The following is a 22,008-nucleotide window of genomic DNA, read 5'->3' on the forward strand; positions in this document are numbered from 1 at the left end:
AACTCTGTTTGCGGTAATTTTGTAAGGATTCTTTTCCAATTTAAAATTATACTATGAGCACTGTTTTGATTACAAGATTAAGGAATGGAGACGATTCTTGCTTTAAAGAAATCTATGAATTATATCATTTTAAAGTTTTTTGTTTTGTTAAGAAATATGCCGCTCAGCAGTCAGATACCGAAGATATTACCCAAAATGTCTTTATTCATCTTTGGAAATACCGCAGTAAAATTGATCCTTCTGTAGAACTTGATTCCATTTTATTTAAAAGCTGTAAACAGGAAATTTCCAAATGGTACAAAAAGCAAAACCGTATTCTTTCCGTTGAAGATACTCAGTTAATCAAAGAACTTGACAGCAACGAAGAAGCTGAGGTAAACCTGACTTCAAAGCTTGAAAAAATTGAGCATTTGCTGCAGCAGATTCCAGAGAAAAGAAGAAAAATTTTTACCCTTCATAAGTTTGATGAAATGAGCTACAAAGAGATTGCCGACGAAATGGGAATGTCTCAAAGCGCTGTTGCCAACCAGATTTCAAAAACACTCCAGTATCTTAAAAAGAATTCTGTAAAAAGCCACGAATTGTATTGGTTTGCATTGGTTTTTATCAATCACTGCCATTCCATAAATGCTTTTACTGATTTTTCATAAAGTCCTAAAGCGGTTTTGTATAGAAATGTATCGGGATTGTAAAGGAATTGTAACGTGATTTTTGGGCTTATTTTTTAAGATGTTGAATTTTACAGGGTTAAAGAAAATATAGGTTTTTTAGTGTATTAATAAATCATTAAGAGTGAAATTGCCCGTGATTTTTTAGAGTAAAGCTGTCTAATGTAGGTTGACAGGAGATTTTGAGGATTTTCCTGGAACATTAATTTTTACTCTTATAAAATGAAATTGAACGGACTAAAAGAAGAATGGGACGAATTACCACAGAAAGGAATATTTCCCGAAGATATAAAACTACGAATGTGGGATGTCGTTGCATCGGCTACTATTAACAAGCGCAGAAATATATACCGCAGCGTAATGGCCGCCTGCGCAGTTCTTCTTATTTCGCTTGCTGGATTTCAGTTTTATTTTGGATTCCAATCTGTAAAAACTGCTGGAGTGGTTACACAAACGTATCCGCAGGACATCAGATTAATTCGCTTGTCTGATGGAACTCGTGTCTGGGTTAACGAAAACACTCAAATTGAATATCCAGAAAAGTTTGCAGACAACGAACGAATCATCAAATTAAAAGGAGAAGCTTTTTTTGAAGTGGCAAGAGATACGACACGCCCTTTTATTATCAGTTCTGGAAATATCAAAACTACCGTTTTAGGAACTTCATTTGATGTAAAAGCGTATGGAAATATTGCTGAGGTAAATGTAAGAACCGGAAAAGTAAAAGTAGAGAGCAGCCAGAATGCTGTTTTTCTCGAAAGAGGTTACGCCGCCATATTTGTTCCAAAAGAAAACATAGTTCAAAAACGTAAAGCTTTGGTTATTGATCCTGAGTGGAAAAATTCTCTTATCGATGTCGACGGTTTAAGCCTTGAAGCCGTTATCGAAAAACTTAAAACAAACCACGGATTTACGTTTAAATATGCCAGTGAGGATTTGAAAAAACTTCAAGTAAAAGGAACTCTTGATACCAGACAAGGTGTTCCAGAATTACTGCAGACGATTGCTTTTGCATTAGAAATTACCATTAAACCTGTTGGTAATGATACCTACGTTGTAAGCCGATAATCAGCCGCCGTAAAAGGTCTGCTGAACCTTATATCCTATAATCCAGAAAAAAAATATACACAACCAAAAACAAATTATTTATTATGAATGATTATTTTAGGCAGTTTCCTATTGCCATACAAATTCTGTTTTTCAGCATTTTCTTTTCAATCACAAGTGCCTATTCTCAGTCGGGTGCTGTTTCTGTTGATTTTAAAAATGTCTCTCCGCAGGAAGTTTTTGAAAACTTAGAATCCAGAACGCCGTATCGTTTTATTTATCAAAAAGATATGGATTTAAGCAAACCGCTTATTGATCTTAAAAAAGAGAATATTTCAATAGATAATCTTTTGACAGAACTTCAAACGCTGACGAATTTAAATTTCAGAAGAAATAATACCAATATTGCTGTAAATAAAAAGTCGGTTTCGAAAAAGTTAGGAAGTATTTCAGGAAAGGTAGTCGACAAAAATGGTCTGGCGCTTCCGGGAGCTTCGGTTAGAGTAATCGAAACGGCCAATGCAGCTGTTTCTGATTTCGACGGAAACTATTCTTTTAACTTAGAAGCGGGAACATATTCGATAGAAGTAAGTTATGTTTCTTTCCAAACACAGAAAATTACCGATATTAAAGTAGCAGAATCTGATGTGGTTCTAAATGTGGTTTTAAAAGATGATGCCGAATCTCTAGATGAGGTTGTCGTTACGCAGACGTTTCAAAAAGCAACGGCTTCGACAGAAGGAATGTTGTTGCAGCAAAAAAAAGCCGCACAGCTTTCTGATGGTATTTCTGCCGAACAAATTGCCAGAACACCAGACAAAGATGTAGGAAGTACTTTAAAACGTATTACTGGTGTTACGACTATTGATGATAAATATGTAGTAGTCCGCTCTATGGGTGAACGCTGGAACCAAGCGGTTATGGACGGTGTAAATCTGCCAAGTACAGATCCGAGTCAGCAGCAGTTTAATTTTGATATTATTCCAACTGCTATGGTAGAAAGTGTTGTTGTTAGTAAAAATGCAACACCCGATATGAATGCCAATTTTGCAGGAGGATTTGTTGAAGTCAAAACAAAAGATATTCCTAAGAAAAATTTTATGACTTTTTCTGTTGGAACTTCATACAACAGCAGAGCGACTTTTAAAGATCGTTTGACCAAACAAGAAGGCGAACATGATTATGTAGGTTTTGATGACGGAACGAGAACCTATCCTTCGGGTTTAACCAATATTGATGTTCCTACTACAGAAGCAGAATCAGGTCCGTTTATAGAACAATCTAAAAAGTTTACGCAGGATAACTTTACCACTTTTAAAACCTATGCCGCTCCAGGGACTTCTTTACAATTTGCTTTAGGTCAGGTTTATAAATTGAAAGACAATAACAAATTTGGTTTTGTAGGATCGGTTATTTTCAAGAATACTCAGGATCAATTAAAAATCGATCATACTGAAAGAGGAAGTTATATGCCCAATTCTGAATTTGTTCCAGAAGAAGGAAACGGATATTCTACTTTCAAAAAGTACGGATTTAAAAATTCAGGAGCTTCTTATAACTTCAATTCGACTGTGGGCGGAATGTTTAATGCCGGAATTCAATTCGGAAAACATAAAATTACGACCCGAAATACTTATATGCACATGTACGACAACCAGCTGACTCAAATTACGGGCTGGAATATGTATACAGGAAACCTTGAAGGAATTGTAAACGGTACTTTTCTTCCTTTTACCAAAGAAACAGATTATCCAGTTTACCAGACTTTTATTCAAAATAAAATTGAAGGAAACCATCGTTTTGAAAAATTTGAAATCAATTGGTTTGGTGCTTTCAGCAGTACCTCAAAAGATACCAAAGATGCTACTTTCTTAACGAGTTTACGTAGAAAAGTAGGAGAGGATACACAGCTTTATCAATTGGTGTACAATTCAGATCCAGAAAGTTTTAAAAGATCCAATTTTACCAATAGCGAAAATGATTATAATGTTGGAATAAACTTCAGCTATAATTTTGACTTTAGTGATTCTTTTACCAACACGGTAAAGGCAGGATATTTCGGAACGTATAAAAAAGCCAGAAACCAACAGGAATCATCTGCTTTAAATGTTGTTGGACAAGGAACAGATACGGCTATCATTGATTATCCGCTTTCTCAATTATTAGATGGTTCGCATTACCGCTGGGGAGGTTTCGGCTGGAAAAGAATTACGACGTATGGAAATGAATATATAGGAGATGTAAAAGTTCATTCTCCTTTTTTAATGCTCGATAATAAATTCAATCAATACGTTCGATTGGTTTGGGGACTTCGCGCAGAAAGTTATGTATATACACAAATTGCAAGTCAGTCTGATAACGCCGGTGGATTTGAAACCGTACAGAAAGACGATAAAGTATGGCAATATCTGCCTTCGGTAAACCTTACGGTAAGTCCTTCAAACAAAGTAAATCTTAGACTTGGGTATAATAAATCGGTATTAAGACCACAATTTTCAGAACGTTTAAACATGCCGTATTATGATCCGGTTCGTAATGCGATGGTATTAAATTATACGGGCGGAATTGTTTCAACAGAAGTTGATAATTATGATTTTAAAACAGAATGGTTTCCATCACAAGGTGAAATTATCTCGTTTGGTATCTACAAAAAGAACATAAAGAATCCAATTGAAGGGGTAACGCAGATTGGAAATGATGGAGGAACAAGATATATCTACAACATGAACTCTGACAGTGCCAAATTGTTTGGATTTGAATTTGAAATCTACAAGAATTTATCTTTTCTGGGAGAAGGGGATTTATTGAGAAAAATTTTCCTTTCTGGAAATGCTGCTTTCAATACTACTAAAGTAACGGGTTATGTCAATATTGACGGAACTGGAGGATTGTATGAAGCGAACCGTCCATTGTTTGGACAAGCGCCTTACAATTACAATATTGGAATGGATTATATAGGAGATCGTCTGGGTTTCAGTATCAGACACAATGCCATTGGTGACCAATACATTCTAGTAGGTTTTGATTATCAAGCCGAAGAAATCCGTATGCCGTATGGTATTACTGATGCACAGGTAAGTTATAAGTTTTTTGAAGAAAGAAATTTAGAATTAAAACTAGGAATCAAAAATTTTTTTGATACCGCTATCGAAACCTATAACAACGCAAATAGTTATTCAAAAAATGTTGATTTTGAAATTGGTGCCAACCCAAGAGATCAAAAAGCATTAGGAGCGGGAGCTTCAGACAAATACGATCCGTATATCGATAGAAAAATGTTTAAAGCTTGGACAGGCAGAAGCATCAATATTTCATTAAACTACTCATTTTAATAACATTAAATGCTTGATTTTTAATATAAGTTATGGTAAAAATTAAGAAACTGTTAAGGATGAAATTTTAGGTGATTTTTCCCTCATTTGAAATCTAATGTATATAAAGAAGCAACTCAGTACGCTCTTACTAAGATGGTTTAAAAAATTACATTCTTTTAAAGTTAAGACAAGGACACAGTAGAGACTGACACGTAAGAAACCCGCAAAAACTTCCCGGCCAAATGAGAGGCTTACAGGGTAAAATTGGTTGTCACGTAGAAAGAAACTGCCAGAGTGTTTATAAATTTTAGAGGAAATAAAGCTTTCATTCAAACCCCGAAAATGAAAGAAGAATATCAGGGATAGTTTTCCGGCGGTAAAACGGAATACTTATTACAAAGTTTACCAAAAAGGAAAAGGCCAAAGAGAAGAAATTTTGCTGCTCCTCTCAATGACCTCTGATGTAAAAATATGCAGCAATATAATCAAAATTCAATTACCATGAAAAAAGTTTTTTTGTTAGCGATTGCAATGATGTTCTTTAATTCTTGTCAAAATGATGACGCTGCTGCGGATTCTTCTTTTGCTATGAATTCTGCAGGTGCAGATTATTCAGGTGTTCCAGCGACAGTTCAGACTGTAAGTGGAAACATTACTACAAACACTACTTGGACAAACGACAGAGTTTGGGAAATCAGTGGAGTTGTTCGTGTAATTGGGGCTAAATTAACTATACAGCCAGGTACTTTTATCAAAGCGAAACCACTAACTGGTGGCGCTGCTACTGGAGTATTAGTAATCACTAAAACAGGACAGATTGATGCTCAGGGAACTGCTGCTTCTCCAGTTATCTTTACAAGTTATAACTTATTAGATGGAAACGCTTCTACTGTAGCTACTCCTGGTGATTTTGGTGGAGTTGTACTTTTAGGAGATGCTCAAGTTAATACTGGAGTTACGACTAACGTAATCGAAGGTTTAGGAGATCAGCCAAATGTATCTGATTTCTACTATGGTGGTTCAAACAATGCACACAATGCTGGTATCTTGAAATACGTTCGTATCGAATTCGCTGGTCGTATCCTTGATGCTGCAACAGGAGTTGAAATCAACGGTTTAACAGCTGGTGGTGTTGGTAGCGGAACCTCTATCGATTACGTACAAGTTTCTTATGGTAGAGATGATTCATTCGAATTCTTCGGAGGAACGGTTAATGCTTCTCACTTAGTATCTTTCGCACCAGACGATGATAACTTTGATTTTGATTTTGGTTATACAGGAACAATCACAAAAGCGATCGCTATTGCCGATAAAAATTCTACTCACAGTTTAAGTGGAGGAAACCCTGATTCAAACGGTATCGAATTAGATAACAATGCTACAGGTTCATCTACTACATTAATTACAAGACCAGTTATTTCGCAAATGTCTATCGTAGGTACTAGCTCTGCAACAGATGCTGCTCTTTACGAAAATGCTATCCACGTACGTAGATTAGGTCAAATCAGCCTTACTAACGTTACAGTTACTGGATATCTTACAGGTATCAGATGGGAAAGTCCTTCTTTACCAGCTAACTCTTCTTGGAGCCTTTTATCAGTTCACGGATTTACAAATCCTGTTCTTCCAACGGGTACTTCATTAGGATTAGGAAGCACAACATCTACAGTTAACCCTGCAACTGCTTGGAGCTTGACTCAGCCATTCTTCAATAATGGAGCTTTAAACTTCACAGGAGCTACAGGAGCATTTAAAACTGAAGCTAACTGGACTAATACTTGGACTAAGTTTACTAATTTTTAATTAGTACTCCGTATTCAATAATACGAGACTGCCTGAAGAGTGTGTTTATGTTTTTTTTCTGAAGAGTTAGAACAAGCAGGTATATTCATTTTGCTTTATCATTGCTCATCTTACTGCAAAATATATACTGCTGTTCCCGCTCTTTAGGCAGTCTCTTTTTTAAATATCAAAAAATGAAACAAAAACTACTCGCACTACTACTTTTACTTATTTCCGGAATAGCAAATGCACAATTTACAATTTGGGAAGATGATTTTGATGATGCTGAGGTGTCTGATTGGATTTTAACAGATGCTGATGGCGATGGAATGAATTGGATCGCAAGAAACAATTTGCAGATAGATGAAAACGGCGCCATAACAGGCGGCAGCTACAAAGTACTAGGTACTTACAATATTGATTTTGCTTCAGGTGCGCCTCTTGGGGTCGAACAAAAAAACTGGGCAATAATGCCAGAAATTGACTTATCATATTATGCAGGAGCTATGCAGCTGATTGTAAATGCACAAAAAGCCATATTCGACGGTCCTGATAATTTATACATATACGCTTCGACAACTGATACCAACATTGACTCTTTTACCCAGATTGGAACGCTGGAAATTACAAGAGAATCGGTAACAGATGCGGAGTTTAAAGATTATATACTAGACATCTCTCAGCTTGTAGGACAGCAGAAAGTTTATATTGCCTTTGTAACCGCACCAAACTTTGTTATTGGTTACGAAATAGATAAAATTTCGATTACCGCTGCCAGATTAGGTCTAGATGATATTGACGAAAAGAAAACGACTTTCTTACAACAAAACCCAGTAAAAGATCTTTTAAAATTAGAAATAGGAGATACGGTTGACACCGAAAACCTCAATTTAAAAATATACAATGCTTCAGGAATTTTGGTAAAAGAACCTGAATATAATGCTTCTGGAACTATGGTAAACGATTTGTCTTCTGGATTGTATTTTCTGGTTCTTGAAAATGAAGATTCCATTCAAAAAATAAAGTTTATAAAGCAATAACAAAAGCTTTATGAACTTACACTCACAAAACCATTTTTATAATATTTACACTTCATGAAGAAAATAGTCAAAGCCGCATTTATTTTTTTAATTCCAACTGTATTTTTTACCGCTTGCACCAATGATAATCTCGTTCCGCTTTATGAAGAGCAGAAAGCAGGTAAAATTGTTATTCGCGGGTACAACGCCATGCAGGATTCACTACAAATAGCTGTTGACGGTAAAATCCTTGCTGTAGATGCTAAACATGATGCTTTCGTAAAAAAGATTGAAAAAAATCACGAGTTTGTATTTTACGGAAACAGCGGCAAAACCGTAGAAGTCATCAATAAAAAAACAAAAGCGGTTATACATTCTTATCTTTTTACGTCGGTTAAACCTGTAGATACACTTTCATTTTATGCTAAAGAAGAAATCTGGGTATCGGATGTTTTGTCTTTTAAACCAGGAACCTTATCGGCAACAGGCCGTACAGGATACAAATTTATTTTTCCAGCCATTAATAAATATTCGAAAAGCGGTTATACGGGAGCTTTAGATGCTATTATTAGAAAAGTAAACGGCGAACAAGTAGGGAAATGCGAAAATATAACCACGACAAATTTTAGCACTTTTGCCGAATATCCGTTTAGTTTACCGCCCATTATCGATATTGAATTGGTAAAACACGGAACAAACGAATCGTATATAACTGGACAGAGAGTTATTTTCCGTACAGTTATGCAGAAAAATAAATCAAGTTTGATTGTTTTTGAAGAAAAGCCAAACGAGACCGGTGGATTTTCTCATGTAGAAGGATTAATTAATCTAACGGATTATTTCTCATTTTAAATGTCAGTCATTCCTAAATATCATTCTGCTTTAACGATTCTATTTGGGGCTTTTTTGATGATACTTTTTGTTTCCTGTCAAAATGATGATGCTCCTGTGGTATATGAAAAAGGAACAAATGAATATGCCAACAGCTGGATTTTAGAACAGATGAAAAGGTATTATTTATGGAATGAAAACCTGCCTGAAAATACCAGTTTGTCTTTAAAACCCAGAGATTATTTTAAAAAACTGCTTTACAAAGACGACCGTTTTTCGTATGCTCTTCATCCGTCATTACCAGAAACAGCACCGCAGAGTATCAGAAATAGTTTTGGTTTTGATATTTCCTTTATAGAATATGAAAATCAAACCTATGGAATAATTTTATACGTGCTTCCAGATTCTCCTGCAGAACGTTCGGGTTTAAAAAGAGGATTGTTTATTAAAACCATAAACAGAACTCCTTTAAACAGCCAAAATTTTGAAAATGCATACGCGGCTGCTGCTGCTTCAGCTAAATTAACATTACAAGTAATGCAATATAGCGAAGCAGATGGATTCTCAGCTGTAGAAGAAATAGAAATTACACGCAGTCTTACATTTTCGAATGCCGTTAATAGCAAAGTAATTCTGTTCAACAATCAAAAAATAGGATATATTGAAATTTCTCATTTCGATGTGGGACTGGCGGGTTCACTGCTTTCGGTTTTCAAGGAATTTCAAAATCAATCGGTAACCAAAATTATTGTGGATTTGCGTTATAATGGAGGAGGAGATGTTTCGTCGGCAGCGGCTTTAAGCAGTATCTTGGCGCCAAATATAAAATCAGATGATTTGTTTATTACGTTTAAAGGAAATAAAAACGGAGGAATAGTCCATAAAACCTTTAAAGAAGCTTTGATAATGAATGAAAACCAAATACGTTTTGAAGCATTACGAAGCGTTCATCCGCTTATTCAGGAAGTTTTTGTTTTAAGCGGAAATCACACGGCATCCGCTTCTGAAATTATTATCAATAACCTCAAGCCGTATATGAAAGTTACCGTTATCGGCGAAAAAACAGTAGGAAAAGATGCAGCAGGATTTGCTGTAGAAGACAATCGTATTTCGGGTGAGAAAGGATGGATTTTATATCCCGTAATTTATAAACTTTTTAATGCCCGTAATGAAGGCAATTATACTTTAGGAATACATCCAGATATCGAAATAAACGAACTTCAAAATATGGAAGTTTTCCCTTTGGGAGATATTCGAGAAACGGTATTAAGCAAAGCTTTAAACAACGGAATCAGTGCCAAACCACAAAAGAATACGCAGGTTAAAAAACTAATATTACGAAACACCTATGGCATTGATCCTTTTGTACAGATTAATTTTGAATGATTTCTTTTTATTGGTTAAAAAAAGAAAATCTCCCAGTTTCTAAGCATTGAAACTGGGAGACAATCAAAAAAAATAAAACACAATCTTTTAGAACGAGTATCTTACGCCAAGCTGACCTTGGAATCGTGATGCAAACTGATCTATAGTATATGGTGGTGCAGATGGTTTTTGGAACGTGTAGATAGGATCGCCTGTTGCAACTCCGCCTAAGTTTCCTGTTTTCGTTAAACCAATACTTGCTGTTGAATTGTAGGTGTTTGGAACAAAATAGCTTCTTCCCCAATCTTTATTGATAAGGTTTCCAATATTGGCCATGCTGAATGATACTTGGAAAGTTCCCACTTTCGCTACTTTAATTTCATCCATTAATTTCAAATCAGCTTGAATGTTCCATGGAGTAGTATCGCCATTTCTTTGAGTGAATGTTCCTCTACGGCTTTTTAAATAGTCATTTCCGTTCACGAAATCTTCGTAAGCTGCTACCTGCTGTGCCGCTGTTGCTGAAGGAACTCCTGCTGCATTTACTCCAATGTATTTTGCTGCTTCTGCTGCATCTTTAAATACATACGCTAAACCCGCTGCTTGTCCTGTTCCTGCTAATGTTGAGTTTACAAATCCCCAAGAGAATGGATTTCCTGATTGAGCATTGAAATACACATTTGCAGATAAAGTATTGTTTGAAGCTACTTTTACAGCATATCCTACGTTAGAAACAATTCTATGTTTAATATTAAAGTTAGATGTCGCTAACTGTGGATTATTTGGAGTCAATGACTGGTTCATCTGGAAGTTACTTTCCATAGAGTTACGAATACCGTTTGTAATATCACGAGAATCTCCGTAAGTATACGCCGCCATAAAGTTGAAACCAAAATCGTATGTTTTAGAAATCATTTCAGTAATACTGTAGCGGTATCCTTTATTGGTATTGGATAACAAGTAAGCATTTGAGAAAGCTGAATTTATGTTAGCCGAATAAATGGGCATTTCGTGCTTTGTGTCATAAGAGAAATAATATGGATTATCTGTTTTGTTTACTTGCTGGAATTCTAAATCACGAATTACTTTGGTGTAAATACCTTCAACTGTAAATTTATATCCGTTGATAGTTTTATCAAAAGCCAATGAGTTTCTTAAAACAGCCGGCATTTTAAATTTATTGTCAATTAAATCCGCTTGAACTTTTGGCGTAGCATCGTGATAACCGTTAAGTCCGTTTGCTGCTAAAGGATCACCTGCTGCTGCTACTTGAGCTGCTGTTAAGTTGTTTTTATCGTAGCTTCCGTAACCAACACCATCATTGTAATACGCATAGCCTAACCAAGCAAATGGAATTCTTCCTGTAAATACTCCAGATCCGCCTCGAATTACAAATGTTTTATCTTCATCTACATTGTATGTAAATCCAATTCTTGGAGAAACAAGTGCTGTACTGAAAAAGTTATTTTTAATTTGGCTTAAAGGAGTATAGTTATAAGTTGTACCATAATTAGGATCTGCTGGAGAATTTTGTACCTGCTGGCTTAATTTTGGTTTGTTTGGTAAATCTGTGTAATCTACACGAACTCCTGGAGTTACTTTCAATTTGTTTCCAACTCTAATTTCATCCTGAACATAAACACTATAAAGGTTTACTTTGAATTTAGCATACGGATTATCGAAAATCTCATCTCTTGTAGAACCATCAAATGGATAAGTACCACGAACACGAGAAGGAAGTTTGTTAAAGAAATCCGCTAAAGATTTATACGAAACCCTTCCGTTAAGCGCATTCACAAAACCATAATTGATATCGTAAAACTCGTTGTGAGTACCAAATAATAAAGTATGATTTCCTGTTTTGTATGTTAAGTTATCGGTAATCTCAGCCGTGTTTTGTTTCATATTAAAAACAGTAGCTTCACGATCATTTCCTAAGAAAATAGTTCCTCCATTATATCCAATTTCTGTTTGGGGAAACATGATATTGTTTGATTTTGGATCACGATAATCTTTGATAGCTGAATAGCTTGCAATAAAAGAGTTTGACCATTGATTGTTAAAGTGACTCTTAAACTCTAAAACCGTACTGATCGCTTGGTTTTTCTGCGTAAAATCCATGTTTGAAAAACGGAAGTTTGCCGCATCGCGCTCTAAATTTGTTGCCTGAGAAACCACTGTATTGTTTCGTAATGAAAGCGAATGCTTGTCGCTGATTTTCCAGTCTAACTTATTGAAAAATTTTCTGCTTAAAGAAGAATTGTTGTAAGAACCGTATGTTCCGGGATCAAATCCGTAGTTGGTTTTAACGAATTGCGAAATTTGTTCTGCTGTAGCAGGATCTAATAAAGAAGTCTGTTTTCCGTTAGCATCTTTTTGTCCGGCATTGTAAAAAATAGGATCTGTTCTTTCGGCATATTCCATATTGGTGAAGAAGAACAATTTATCTTTAATAATGGGAAGACCTAATCTGAAACCAATTTGGTAATCTCCAAAAGCGTTTGGCATTTTAGAACCGTCTCCTGCATTGTTTGGACCTGTTAAAGCTGCATTTCTTCCATAACTGTAAATAGACCCGCTTACGGTATTCGTTCCGCTTCTGGTTACAGCATTGACGCTTCCTCCTAAAAAGTTTCCTAATTTAATATCATAAGGAGCAATATAAACTTGAATATCTTGTATCGCATCAAGACTTATAGAATTAGATCGCGTACTGCTTCCCGGCATTCCAGAAGTTCCTGACTGACCTCCTAAAGAAGGGCTGAAACCAATTGCATCGTTGTTGATCGAACCGTCAATAGTAACGTTGTTGTATCTAAAGTTTGTTCCTGCAAATGAGTTGTTAGAACTCTGCGGTACCAATTTAGTAACATCCTGAATACCTCTGTTAATCAACGGAAGTGCATTTACTTGTTTTTCATTAATATTAGTACCATTATTTTTAGAAGACGGTTTAGCACTTGTAATTACTACTTCTTCCAAAATGTTGTTGTCGGCTTTAGCAACTGTGATGGCTGGTAGATCATTTTCGCCAAGGGCTAAATAAATTTGTGTATTTGAATAATCTTTGGTGTCTTTACTTTTAATTTCCAATTCGTAAGGACCTCCGGCATTTAAGTTTTCGAAACTAAACCGACCTTGTTTATCAGTTGTAGTTCTGTACACTGCATTGGTAGGCAGGTGTGTCAGCGTTACATCAGCTTCAATAACTGCCGAAGTTCCGTCGTTGACTTTAGCAGACAAAGATGAGGTTGTAATCTGGGCAAAGATACTTCCCGCTGTAAGGAGCATCAGAGCCGAAAAAAAGAGTTTTAGTTTTGTCATGTTATCTTTTAGTTTTTATTTGTGACAAAGAAAATCTCTTTACCTCGATCCGATTTAAGGGTTTTGTTAACGAAAAATCAAAAAACGAAGCTGTGTTAATTTAAGATGACGGCTGTGTTATTTTATAAAATTTGTTCTTTCTCTTTAAAATCAAGCAGTTTACGCAAAACCCCGTAAAATAAAGGATTAAAGAAAGATATAAAGTAGATTAGAGATAGATTAGAGATAGATTAGAGTGTTATGCAAATGTTATCAAATGCAAAAATCGACGTGGCAGCTTCTGTGCAAACGTGATATTTTTTGAATAAAAGTTACGGAAACAACAGCGAGAAAACAGTCCCTTTTTCCAGCTCAGAATCTACCTTTAAAGTAATGTTGTGACGCTTGAGAATCTGCATGGTTATAAAAAGTCCTAATCCTTGGCCTTGAATGTGTCGCGTACGGTCACTTCTAAAAAACAAATCAAAGATAGAAGCAAGGTCTTTTTCGGCAATTCCGGCGCCTTGATCGATTATTTTTAAAAGAAGCTTTCCTTCATCTGCGGAAGCGGAAACAGTAACCTGAGAAGGAAAAGAGAACTTTATGGCATTGTCAATAATATTGTACAAAGCAATGAATAACATATGTTTATTGGCATTTACCGAAAGTAAATCTTCATCATCAGCAATCGCATCAAGATGTACAGCCACTTTTGATCCCGGATATTCAATGGCCTTTTTTTCGAGTACATTCCATAACACTTCATCAATTCTGATGGTTTCCATTTGTTCGGGTTCCGAAAGTTCCAATCCTGAAAGAATTAATAATTCATCTAATATTGATTTTAAATGAAAAGTATCTTTTCGAAGTGTTTTTAAAACTTCTTCATATTGTTCATTCGTTCTTGGATGCTGCAGTGAAACATCAATATCACCTATAATAAAAGTAAGCGGAGTTTTGAGTTCGTGAGAAGCATTTTTAAGAAAGTTTTTCTGTATGGTAACACCGCTTTCCAATCTTTCCAGCAGATAATTAAAAGTCGTAATCAATTCTTTTATTTCATCTTTTCCGCTGGTTGGCATTTCAAGTCTTGAGTGCAGGTTTTCGGTGGTAATGGTATTTACTTTTGCAATGACATCTTCAAACGGACGAAAGGTTTGTTTGGCCAAAAAACGTCCCAAAAGATAATTAAGCGGAATTCCTGCCAGATAAAACAACACGAACATTAATCCGAGAACTTCCAGCTGACGGTTTCCCACAGAATCAATTCCTGAAACGACAATGATAAAATCACCTTGATTGTCTTTATAGTATAATCCCGTAAACTGACGGTTGTCTTTGGTAAAATACAGTATTCTGTTTTTAGCAATTGCTTTTAATTCTTTGTCACTTAACTGAATATCAATACCGTCACGCAAATACAATTGTTTCGTTTTGGCGTTGTATATTCTAATGGTTTGATTGGTGATTTTTTTATACTGAATTTCTATTCTTTGATAGCGAGAACTATCTACTTTGGTAATTTCGTCTTTTTCAAAATAAAAGAATGCGGTAATTAAGGCGCTGTCTTCTAGTCTTTCATAATACAAGTCTTTTTCGTGTTTTTTAAAAAGCAATAAAGAACCAATTAGTACAAGACCAACAATAAAAGCAAACAGCAGCGTAGAATTTATCGCTAATTTATTCTTGAGATTCATTGGTCTTTTTTTTCAGCATATATCCCGTGCCTTTTATCGTGTGTATAAGCGGAAAAGGGAAATTCTTGTCGACTTTGCTTCGTAAATAATTAATGTAAACATCTACAGTATTCGAACTCATATCCAGATCGATGCTCCACACGGCTTCGGCAATGGCAATTCTGGATAAAGCCCTTTCTCGGTTTTTCATAAAAAAGATCAAAAGCTTTAATTCTCTTGACGAAAGATTCAGTTCTTTTCCGTCTCTTGAAGCGCTTTGTTCCTTCATATTAATTTCGATTCCGGCATACGATTGAAAATCAAGTATTCCACTGCTGAATTCAGAACGGCGGAGCTGCGCATTGATTCGCGCTAAAAGTTCTTCAAACAAAAAGGGTTTTGCCAGATAATCATCGGCTCCGGCTTTTAATCCGCGAACTTTTTCCTGTGGAGTATCCAAGGCACTTAAAATAAGAATAGGAACGATTATTTTCCGATTTCGCAGGACTTCGCAGACTTCAAAACCAGTAATATCCGATAGCATAATGTCGAGAATAATAATATCATACGTATTTTCCATTACCTCATTAATGGCATCAAAACCTTTGGTAACGTTTTTTACCTGATACAATTGTTCCTCAAGTCCTCTGGTAATGAAAGAAGCTACACGCGGATCGTCTTCTACTAATAATACTTTGTTCATAAAAGTGTGAACTCAATTTTAAGTAAGGTAATATTCATTGTCACTTTTTTTAATTTCGATTTTTTCACCGTTTAATTCTAAAAGTGTATTCTCAATCATCAGCGACATCGTGTCTAAGGCAAGATCATTTGGCTGTAATCCAAATGGTTCTTCGAGTTCATCGGCAATAGCTTCAAGTGCAACGAAGGTATAGGCTATAAATACAATTACAAACGGCGTAATCCAGCCTAATGTTTCTACAAAACCAAACGGCAGTATAAAACAGTAAATGTAAACCGTTCTGTGCAATAAAACGCTATACGTATACGGAATAGGAGTGCTGGCAATTCTTTCGCAGCCGCCTACAATATCCGAAAGTTTATTTAAGTTTTCCTCAAATGCCAATTGTGCAAAACCATCGATGCGACCTTCGGCTTTGGCTTTTTTTACCCATAATCCTAATTCTTTTAAAATTGCAATAGGTTTAAAATGAATATTTTGCAGCTGTTCTTTTAAGTCAGAACTAATAAGTCTATCGAAATCTTTATCGGGATTGGTATGTCGTAATTGATGTTTTAAAGCGTAGACAAAAGCTATAAGCAGCTGAATGAATTTCTGGCTTTCGGCTTTATCATTTTCAGTATTTAAGAGCGTTATACTTTGTCGGGCAAGAGAACGAGTGTCGTTTAACAAAGCGCCCCAAAGTTTCCGGCCTTCCCAAAATCGGTCATAACTTACATTATTTCTAAAACCAAGAAATATAGCAAGAGCAATTCCAAATAAAGTAAAAATCGCAGGATTAATATGCAGATTGTATTCTAGTAAAAACGATTTGTAATATACAATGAGGAGCGAAAACAAGAATAATAAAAATAATCTTGGAAGAAGCTGGGGTAAAACGGAGCCTTTCCATTCAAAAAGCATTTTAAACCAGTTTTCTTTTTTCTTAATAATCATCGGGAGGAATAAATTAATGCATTAAAAGTACTCAAAAGTATTTATTCGCTGTATTTTTTAACGAATAATTGACTTAGGTGTAATTTGTTGAAATTCAGTATTGTATATTTGTGTGTCACTTAAAAAAATCCGTCATGAGCAGAATTACTTTTATCTTTTTTCTTTTGGCATTAGGAACATCCGCACAGGAGAAAGAAACTGACCTAAATTTTCGTAAACAGATTGAAGCGTATAATACTTCTTTTTCGACATTTTTTATGGAAGGAAATATTGATAATTTTTCCAAATTGTATACAGAACAAACCATATTTATGCCCGAACACAGCCAGGAACGTATAGGAAAAAAGAATATCGTTGATTTCTACAAACAATGGCTTTCTGAGGTTAAAATTGTTGCTTTTAAAAAGACAATTTATGAATTGCAAAACTTAGGGAATTATATTCTTGAAATTGGAAATTTTAAAGAAGATTTTGCAAAAAAAGATCATAAAATATATTCCTATTCTGGAAAATATATGATTCTCTGGAAGCTTGCAAAAAAAGGAAAACCGATGACCATCGCAGCAGAAATTTGGGGATCTGACAGTTATATTGATGATAAAGAATTTCCTGAGATAAACGATGCTAATATTCCTAATACTAAGGAATATAGTGATTCAGATAAACTCACAGTCGAAATAAAAGAAAGAAATCAAAACATTAGGAAACTGGTTCAAGAACGCAACGGCGCTGAACACTCCAAGATGTTTATGTCTGATGCTATTTATCTAACGTATTACACGCCCATGTTATCCGGCATAAAAGATATAACAGATTATTTCGTAGACCATGAAAAACCTGGAACTCTAAAGATAGAATCTATTTCGATTAAAACTTCTGCTATTATTAAAACAGAGAAAGCTGTAGTTGAATTTGGTTTTTACAGCGTTGACTGGCGTGATGGAGAAAATAATGGCAATGTAAAAGGAAAAAGTATTAATGTTTGGAAAAGAAACCAAGACAATCAGCTCTTGCTTTTCCGTCAAATGGTAAATCATGATTAAATAAAAGCCCGATAATTATCGGGCTTTTATTGTATTAAAAAATACATTTTAGTTTTTTTAAGGCTGCTCTGGAAGCAAATCATCTAGATCTGATAGTTTATAAAACTTAAGGCCATTTAGTTTCATGTATTTACAAATAAATTCCAGAGTTTCAATTTTAGTCTGATAATTTTCGGTTATTTCTTTTACCGGCTTATGACCGCATAAAATCAGGATTTTATTATGTTTTTTGGCATAATCCAGTAATTCCAGTAAATAAGGAATGCTAAAATGAATGTGGCTGTTGTCAATATCAAAAGCAAATACAATTTTTGAATTATTAAAATAACTGTCTTGTTTTTCTGGAGCTTCACCGCCAAAAGCACGTCCTCTGATAATTTTGAATTTTGGAGATAAGGCACGATCAAGTTCGTTAGATCTTTCTCCGTACGGATAAGCAAATGTGGTAGTTTTAAAAGATTTCTTTTTCAGGGAAACAATCATAGGATCAATTTCCTGCTCTAAATACTTTTTGATTCCGTTTTGTTTTACAAATTTAACCGCGTTGTAATGATGATATCCGTGCCCGGCAATCTCATGTCCGTATTTTTGCATTTCCAGCAGTTTTTTAATCTGCGGCTCTCCAATCGAATCAATTCGGCAGACATTAAAAGTGGCTTTCCAAGCGTATTTCTTTAAAGCCTGATCTGCTTCGTACCATTCATCAACATACGCATCATCAAAAGATAAAATTACTCCAGCTTTATATGGTTTCGATTTAGGCTTTTCCTTTTTCGTTTCGCAGGAAAATAAAGTCAGTAACATCAAAAATGGTAACGCTTTAGTAAAAATTATCTTCATAGATTCTGGCTGTTTACGAATAAAAAATCAGTTTAAAAACCTGCATCAAATATAAAGAAACTTCTTAATAATGCATTCGGCAAATGTTAAAAATCTTCTAAGCAAAAATTTAAGTGATAGATAATTATCGTACATTTATGTCACTCCAAGATTTGATTTTCATTACCGCGTATTCTTATCAGTTTATATATGAAAGTACAAACTATTTCTAATCGTTTTCTTGCTTTTTTTAAAGGCAGAAAAGGAATTTCTTTTCTTCGCGAAAATGATAAAATTATCAGACAGTTTATTTTTACTATTTTTTTTATCGGAATTGGAATCTGGTTTATCAAACACGAAAATTCAGAATTAAAAGAAGTAAAAAATGTCATTACAGATGCCAGCACTTTCTGGGTTGTATGCGGAATTCTATTGGCAGGAATCTACATTACGCTTCAAGCCTTAATGTATTACGCATCGTTTAAAGCCGTTCAAAGCGAAATTTCTTTTCAAGATGCTGCCGTTTTATTTCTCAAACGAAATTTTGTCAGCGTTTTTCTTCCAGCAGGCGGAATTTCTTCTCTGGCATTTTTTACCAAACCCATCGAAAAAAAAGGTGTAAAACCTACGCAGATCCATTTTGCTTCAATTGTATACGGTTTTGTCGGAATTCTGTCGGTTATAATAGTTGCCATTCCAGCCTTATTGTATTCACTTTTTGAAGGAACAACCGGATCAGGAGAATGGTATGCGTTTGGAGCCGTTGCAGGATTAAGTCTTATCCTGTATTTTATTTATGTTTCCGTCCTGAAAAAAGGATCGATATACCGATTTATCGTTAAATTCTTTCCTTCTGCCGAAGTATTTATGGAGGATTTGAGAAGCAATAAAATTATACGGGATAAGTTTATGCATGTTGTGTTTTACTCCATTCTTATTGAATTTGTGGGTATTGCGCATTTGTATATTGCTATGATTGCTTTAGGATTTACACCGTCTTTAAGCGCGGCGATAATGGGCTACATCATTTCGGTAATATTTTTGATTGTTTCGCCTTTTCTACGCGGATTGGGTGCTATAGAAATATCAATGAGTTTTATATTGATTCAATTCGGATTTAGCAATGTCAACGCCATAGCCATTACATTTTTGTACCGCTTTTTCGAATTTTGGATTCCGTTACTGGCAGGAGCGTCATTATTTCTATTCAGTGCCAATAAACTTTTAATGCGTATTGTGCCATCTTTCCTGCTTTTTACTTTGGGATTAATCAATATTATTTCGGTTTTAACACCAGCAATTTCAGAACGTCTGCATGTTTTGGAGAATATAATTCCAATTTCGGCCATTAAAGTTTCTAATTATTTTGTGATAACCGCTGGATTATTCATGCTTGTTAATGCTGCTTTTCTGCTCAAAGGATTACGAACTGCTTGGTGGTTTGCGATTTTACTCACAGGAATTTCGGTTATAGGAAATATTACCAAAGCAATTGATTATGAAGAAGCAGTAATTGCATTGGTGGTTTTGATTAGTTTAATCGTGACACGAAAAGAATACTACATTAAAAGTAGTTCGCATTTGCAGAGTGTTGGTTTAAAAACCGTTTTAATAAGCATAGCAGTCGTTTTAATCTACAGTATTTTAGGATTTTACTTTCTAGATAAAAAACACTTCAATATCGATTTTAACTGGCTTCAGTCTGTAAAATACGGACTCCAGAATTACTTTTTGGTAGGAAGTTCAGATTTAGTTCCCTTAGATCGCTTCGCCAGACGTTTTTTACTTTCGATTAATATCTGCGGATTTTTATCTTTAGGATTTTTGGTTTATGCCTTAATTCGTCCGTACACGATTAAAAAAGAAGCCGTTGAGGATGATTTTACGGCAGCAAAAGCAATACTCGAACAATACGGAGCTTCTGCTTTGGATTACTTTAAAACTTACGACGACAAAACGATTTTTATTGCCGAAAATCAAAAAGCTTTTTTGTCATATCGAATTGCCGATAATTTTGCCGTAGTACTTGAAAATCCAGTTGCAGAATCAACAGCTGAAATGAAACAATGCATAATCGAATTTGATAAATACTGTTATAACAACGGATTAAAAAGCATTTACTATCGTGTTCCCGAAGAAAACCTCGATTTGTTTACTTCCATGCATAAAAAAAGTTTGTTTATTGGGCAGGAAGGCGTTGTTGACTTATCTGTATTTACTTTGGAAGGAAGTGCCAAAAAAACACTCCGTAATGCTATAAACAAAGTAAAAGAAAAAGGTTTTAAAACCACCATTCACCACGCGCCTATAAAAGACGGATTATTGCAGAAAATAAAAGCCGTAAGCGATGAATGGCTGAACAGTACCGGAAGAAGTGAACTTGTTTTTTCGCAAGGAAAATTTGATTGGGAAGAATTAAAACAACAGACCATTATTACCGTCGAAAATGCCGAAGAAAAAATTGTCGCTTTCTTAAACGTAATTCCTGATTATGCCCAAAACGAAGGCACGTACGATTTAATCCGCAAAACCGATGATGCGCCAAATGGGATTATCGATTTTATTCTGCTGGAATTATTTACCTATTTAAAATCGCAGCAATGCACCGCTGTAAATCTGGGATTGGCTGCCATGAGCGGTCTTGAAGAAGCCAATACTTTTCCAGAAAAATCAATGAAATTTGCGTACGAACGAATTAAATATTTCTCGCACTACAAAGGATTGCGAGATTACAAAGAAAAATTCTCTCCCGTATGGTACAATAAATATTTAGTGTATTCTCATGATTACGATTTATTGCAGGCTCCTTTGGTTTTAAATAAAGTGGTAAAACCATAATTTGATATGACGTCTGCACAATTAAATGAAATAAAAATCATGGCAATAATCTGCATTGTGATTTGTATAGCTGATTTTGCGGTATTGTTTGTTTTGGGAACGTATTATCCGGCTTACAGCCAGTTAAAAAATACGATTAGTTCGTTAGGTGCAACAATTAGTCCCGTTTCTAATGTTATTTCGATTTGGTGGATAGGTATTGGAATTGTGTTTGTTTTCTTTGGAATCATCTTTAGAAAAGCATTTTATGAAAATCCGAAAAGTTCACGACTTGCCTCCATTTTAATTATACTTTACGGAATGGGAGAAGGAATTGGTTCGGGTTTGTTCAAAGCAGATAGAATCGCCGGCAAAATGACACAATCTTTTGTTTTTCATGATATTGCTGGTGCAATTGGACTTATCGCTGCTGTAGTATTGCCATTGGTTATGCCGAAAGTAATTACCAAAGAAAATAATCCTCGTTTTGGCCAGTTTTCACGCATAATATTTTTTATCGGCTTGCTTACAATAGCCTTTTTTACCATTCGGTTTCCTGCCGAAAGCGGCTGGATTTCGTACAGAGGATTGTGGCAGCGGCTTTTCATGCTCAATCTCTACATTTATTTCATTACAATTTCAATTATTATATACCAAAAATGTTCAACATTTAAAATGAAGTAAG

At 35.1% G+C, this 22,008-nt stretch carries 15 protein-coding genes; 10 read left to right on the forward strand and 5 right to left on the reverse strand.

Annotated features, from left to right (window positions below):
* The first annotated feature begins 53 nt into the window (after positions 1–53).
* The 7 genes from J0383_RS21710 (at position 54) to J0383_RS21740 (ending at position 10,047) form a co-directional block, all read left to right on the forward strand.
* Positions 54–650: an RNA polymerase sigma factor gene (locus J0383_RS21710; protein ID WP_207296041.1), complete on the forward strand. Its 597-nt coding sequence runs from the start codon at positions 54–56 to the stop codon at positions 648–650.
* A 240-nt stretch (positions 651–890) separates the two neighbouring features.
* Positions 891–1,736 carry a FecR family protein gene (locus J0383_RS21715; RefSeq protein WP_207296042.1) on the forward strand — a complete coding sequence of 282 codons (846 nt, stop codon included), beginning with the start codon at positions 891–893 and terminating at the stop codon, positions 1,734–1,736.
* Positions 1,737–1,819: 83 nt separating this feature from the next.
* A complete protein-coding gene (locus J0383_RS21720) occupies positions 1,820–5,047 on the forward strand; it encodes a TonB-dependent receptor (protein WP_207296043.1) in 3,228 nt (1,075 codons plus the stop codon).
* A gap of 483 nt (positions 5,048–5,530) precedes the next feature.
* A complete protein-coding gene (locus tag J0383_RS21725) occupies positions 5,531–6,832 on the forward strand; it encodes a hypothetical protein (RefSeq protein WP_207296044.1) in 1,302 nt (433 codons plus the stop codon).
* Positions 6,833–7,005: 173 nt separating this feature from the next.
* A complete protein-coding gene (locus J0383_RS21730) occupies positions 7,006–7,851 on the forward strand; it encodes a T9SS type A sorting domain-containing protein (RefSeq protein WP_207296045.1) in 846 nt (281 codons plus the stop codon).
* Positions 7,852–7,905: 54 nt separating this feature from the next.
* Positions 7,906–8,682: a hypothetical protein gene (locus tag J0383_RS21735; protein ID WP_207296046.1), complete on the forward strand. Its 777-nt coding sequence runs from the start codon at positions 7,906–7,908 to the stop codon at positions 8,680–8,682.
* A complete protein-coding gene (locus tag J0383_RS21740; RefSeq protein ID WP_207296047.1) occupies positions 8,683–10,047 on the forward strand; it encodes a S41 family peptidase in 1,365 nt (454 codons plus the stop codon). It abuts the gene before it with no gap.
* Between the two features lie 87 nt (positions 10,048–10,134).
* Here J0383_RS21740 and J0383_RS21745 read toward each other — a convergent pair whose 3' ends face one another.
* The 4 genes from J0383_RS21745 to J0383_RS21760 form a co-directional block, all read right to left on the reverse strand.
* Positions 10,135–13,350: a TonB-dependent receptor gene (locus tag J0383_RS21745; protein ID WP_207296048.1), complete on the reverse strand. Its 3,216-nt coding sequence runs from the start codon at positions 13,348–13,350 to the stop codon at positions 10,135–10,137.
* Between the two features lie 311 nt (positions 13,351–13,661).
* A complete protein-coding gene (locus J0383_RS21750) occupies positions 13,662–15,026 on the reverse strand; it encodes a sensor histidine kinase (protein ID WP_207296049.1) in 1,365 nt (454 codons plus the stop codon).
* On the reverse strand, positions 15,010–15,708 hold the full coding sequence (locus tag J0383_RS21755; RefSeq protein ID WP_207296050.1) for a response regulator transcription factor: 699 nt from the start codon (positions 15,706–15,708) through the stop codon (positions 15,010–15,012). Before J0383_RS21755 ends, J0383_RS21750 begins: the two co-directional genes overlap by 17 nt.
* A gap of 18 nt (positions 15,709–15,726) precedes the next feature.
* Positions 15,727–16,644, reverse strand: a complete 918-nt coding sequence (locus J0383_RS21760) for a bestrophin family protein (protein WP_207296051.1) — start codon at positions 16,642–16,644, stop codon at positions 15,727–15,729.
* A 134-nt stretch (positions 16,645–16,778) separates the two neighbouring features.
* Between J0383_RS21760 and J0383_RS21765 the strand changes: the two genes are divergently transcribed.
* Positions 16,779–17,687 carry a YybH family protein gene (locus J0383_RS21765; RefSeq protein WP_207296052.1) on the forward strand — a complete coding sequence of 303 codons (909 nt, stop codon included), beginning with the start codon at positions 16,779–16,781 and terminating at the stop codon, positions 17,685–17,687.
* A gap of 57 nt (positions 17,688–17,744) precedes the next feature.
* Here the strand turns inward: J0383_RS21765 and J0383_RS21770 are convergent, their stop codons facing one another.
* The gene (locus J0383_RS21770) at positions 17,745–18,527 is read right to left on the reverse strand and encodes a polysaccharide deacetylase family protein (RefSeq protein ID WP_207296053.1); all 783 of its coding nucleotides are present in this window, start codon (positions 18,525–18,527) and stop codon (positions 17,745–17,747) included.
* A gap of 189 nt (positions 18,528–18,716) precedes the next feature.
* Here J0383_RS21770 and mprF point away from each other — a divergent pair, with 189 nt between their 5' ends.
* Positions 18,717–21,344, forward strand: a complete 2,628-nt coding sequence (gene mprF, locus J0383_RS21775; RefSeq protein ID WP_207296054.1) for a bifunctional lysylphosphatidylglycerol flippase/synthetase MprF — start codon at positions 18,717–18,719, stop codon at positions 21,342–21,344.
* A gap of 39 nt (positions 21,345–21,383) precedes the next feature.
* Positions 21,384–22,007, forward strand: coding sequence for a DUF998 domain-containing protein (locus J0383_RS21780; protein ID WP_207296055.1), 624 nt, complete (start codon positions 21,384–21,386; stop codon positions 22,005–22,007).
* The last annotated feature ends 1 nt before the right edge of the window (position 22,008 follow it).

It is taken from the genome of Flavobacterium endoglycinae (assembly GCF_017352115.1).
GTDB lineage: Bacteria > Bacteroidota > Bacteroidia > Flavobacteriales > Flavobacteriaceae > Flavobacterium > Flavobacterium endoglycinae.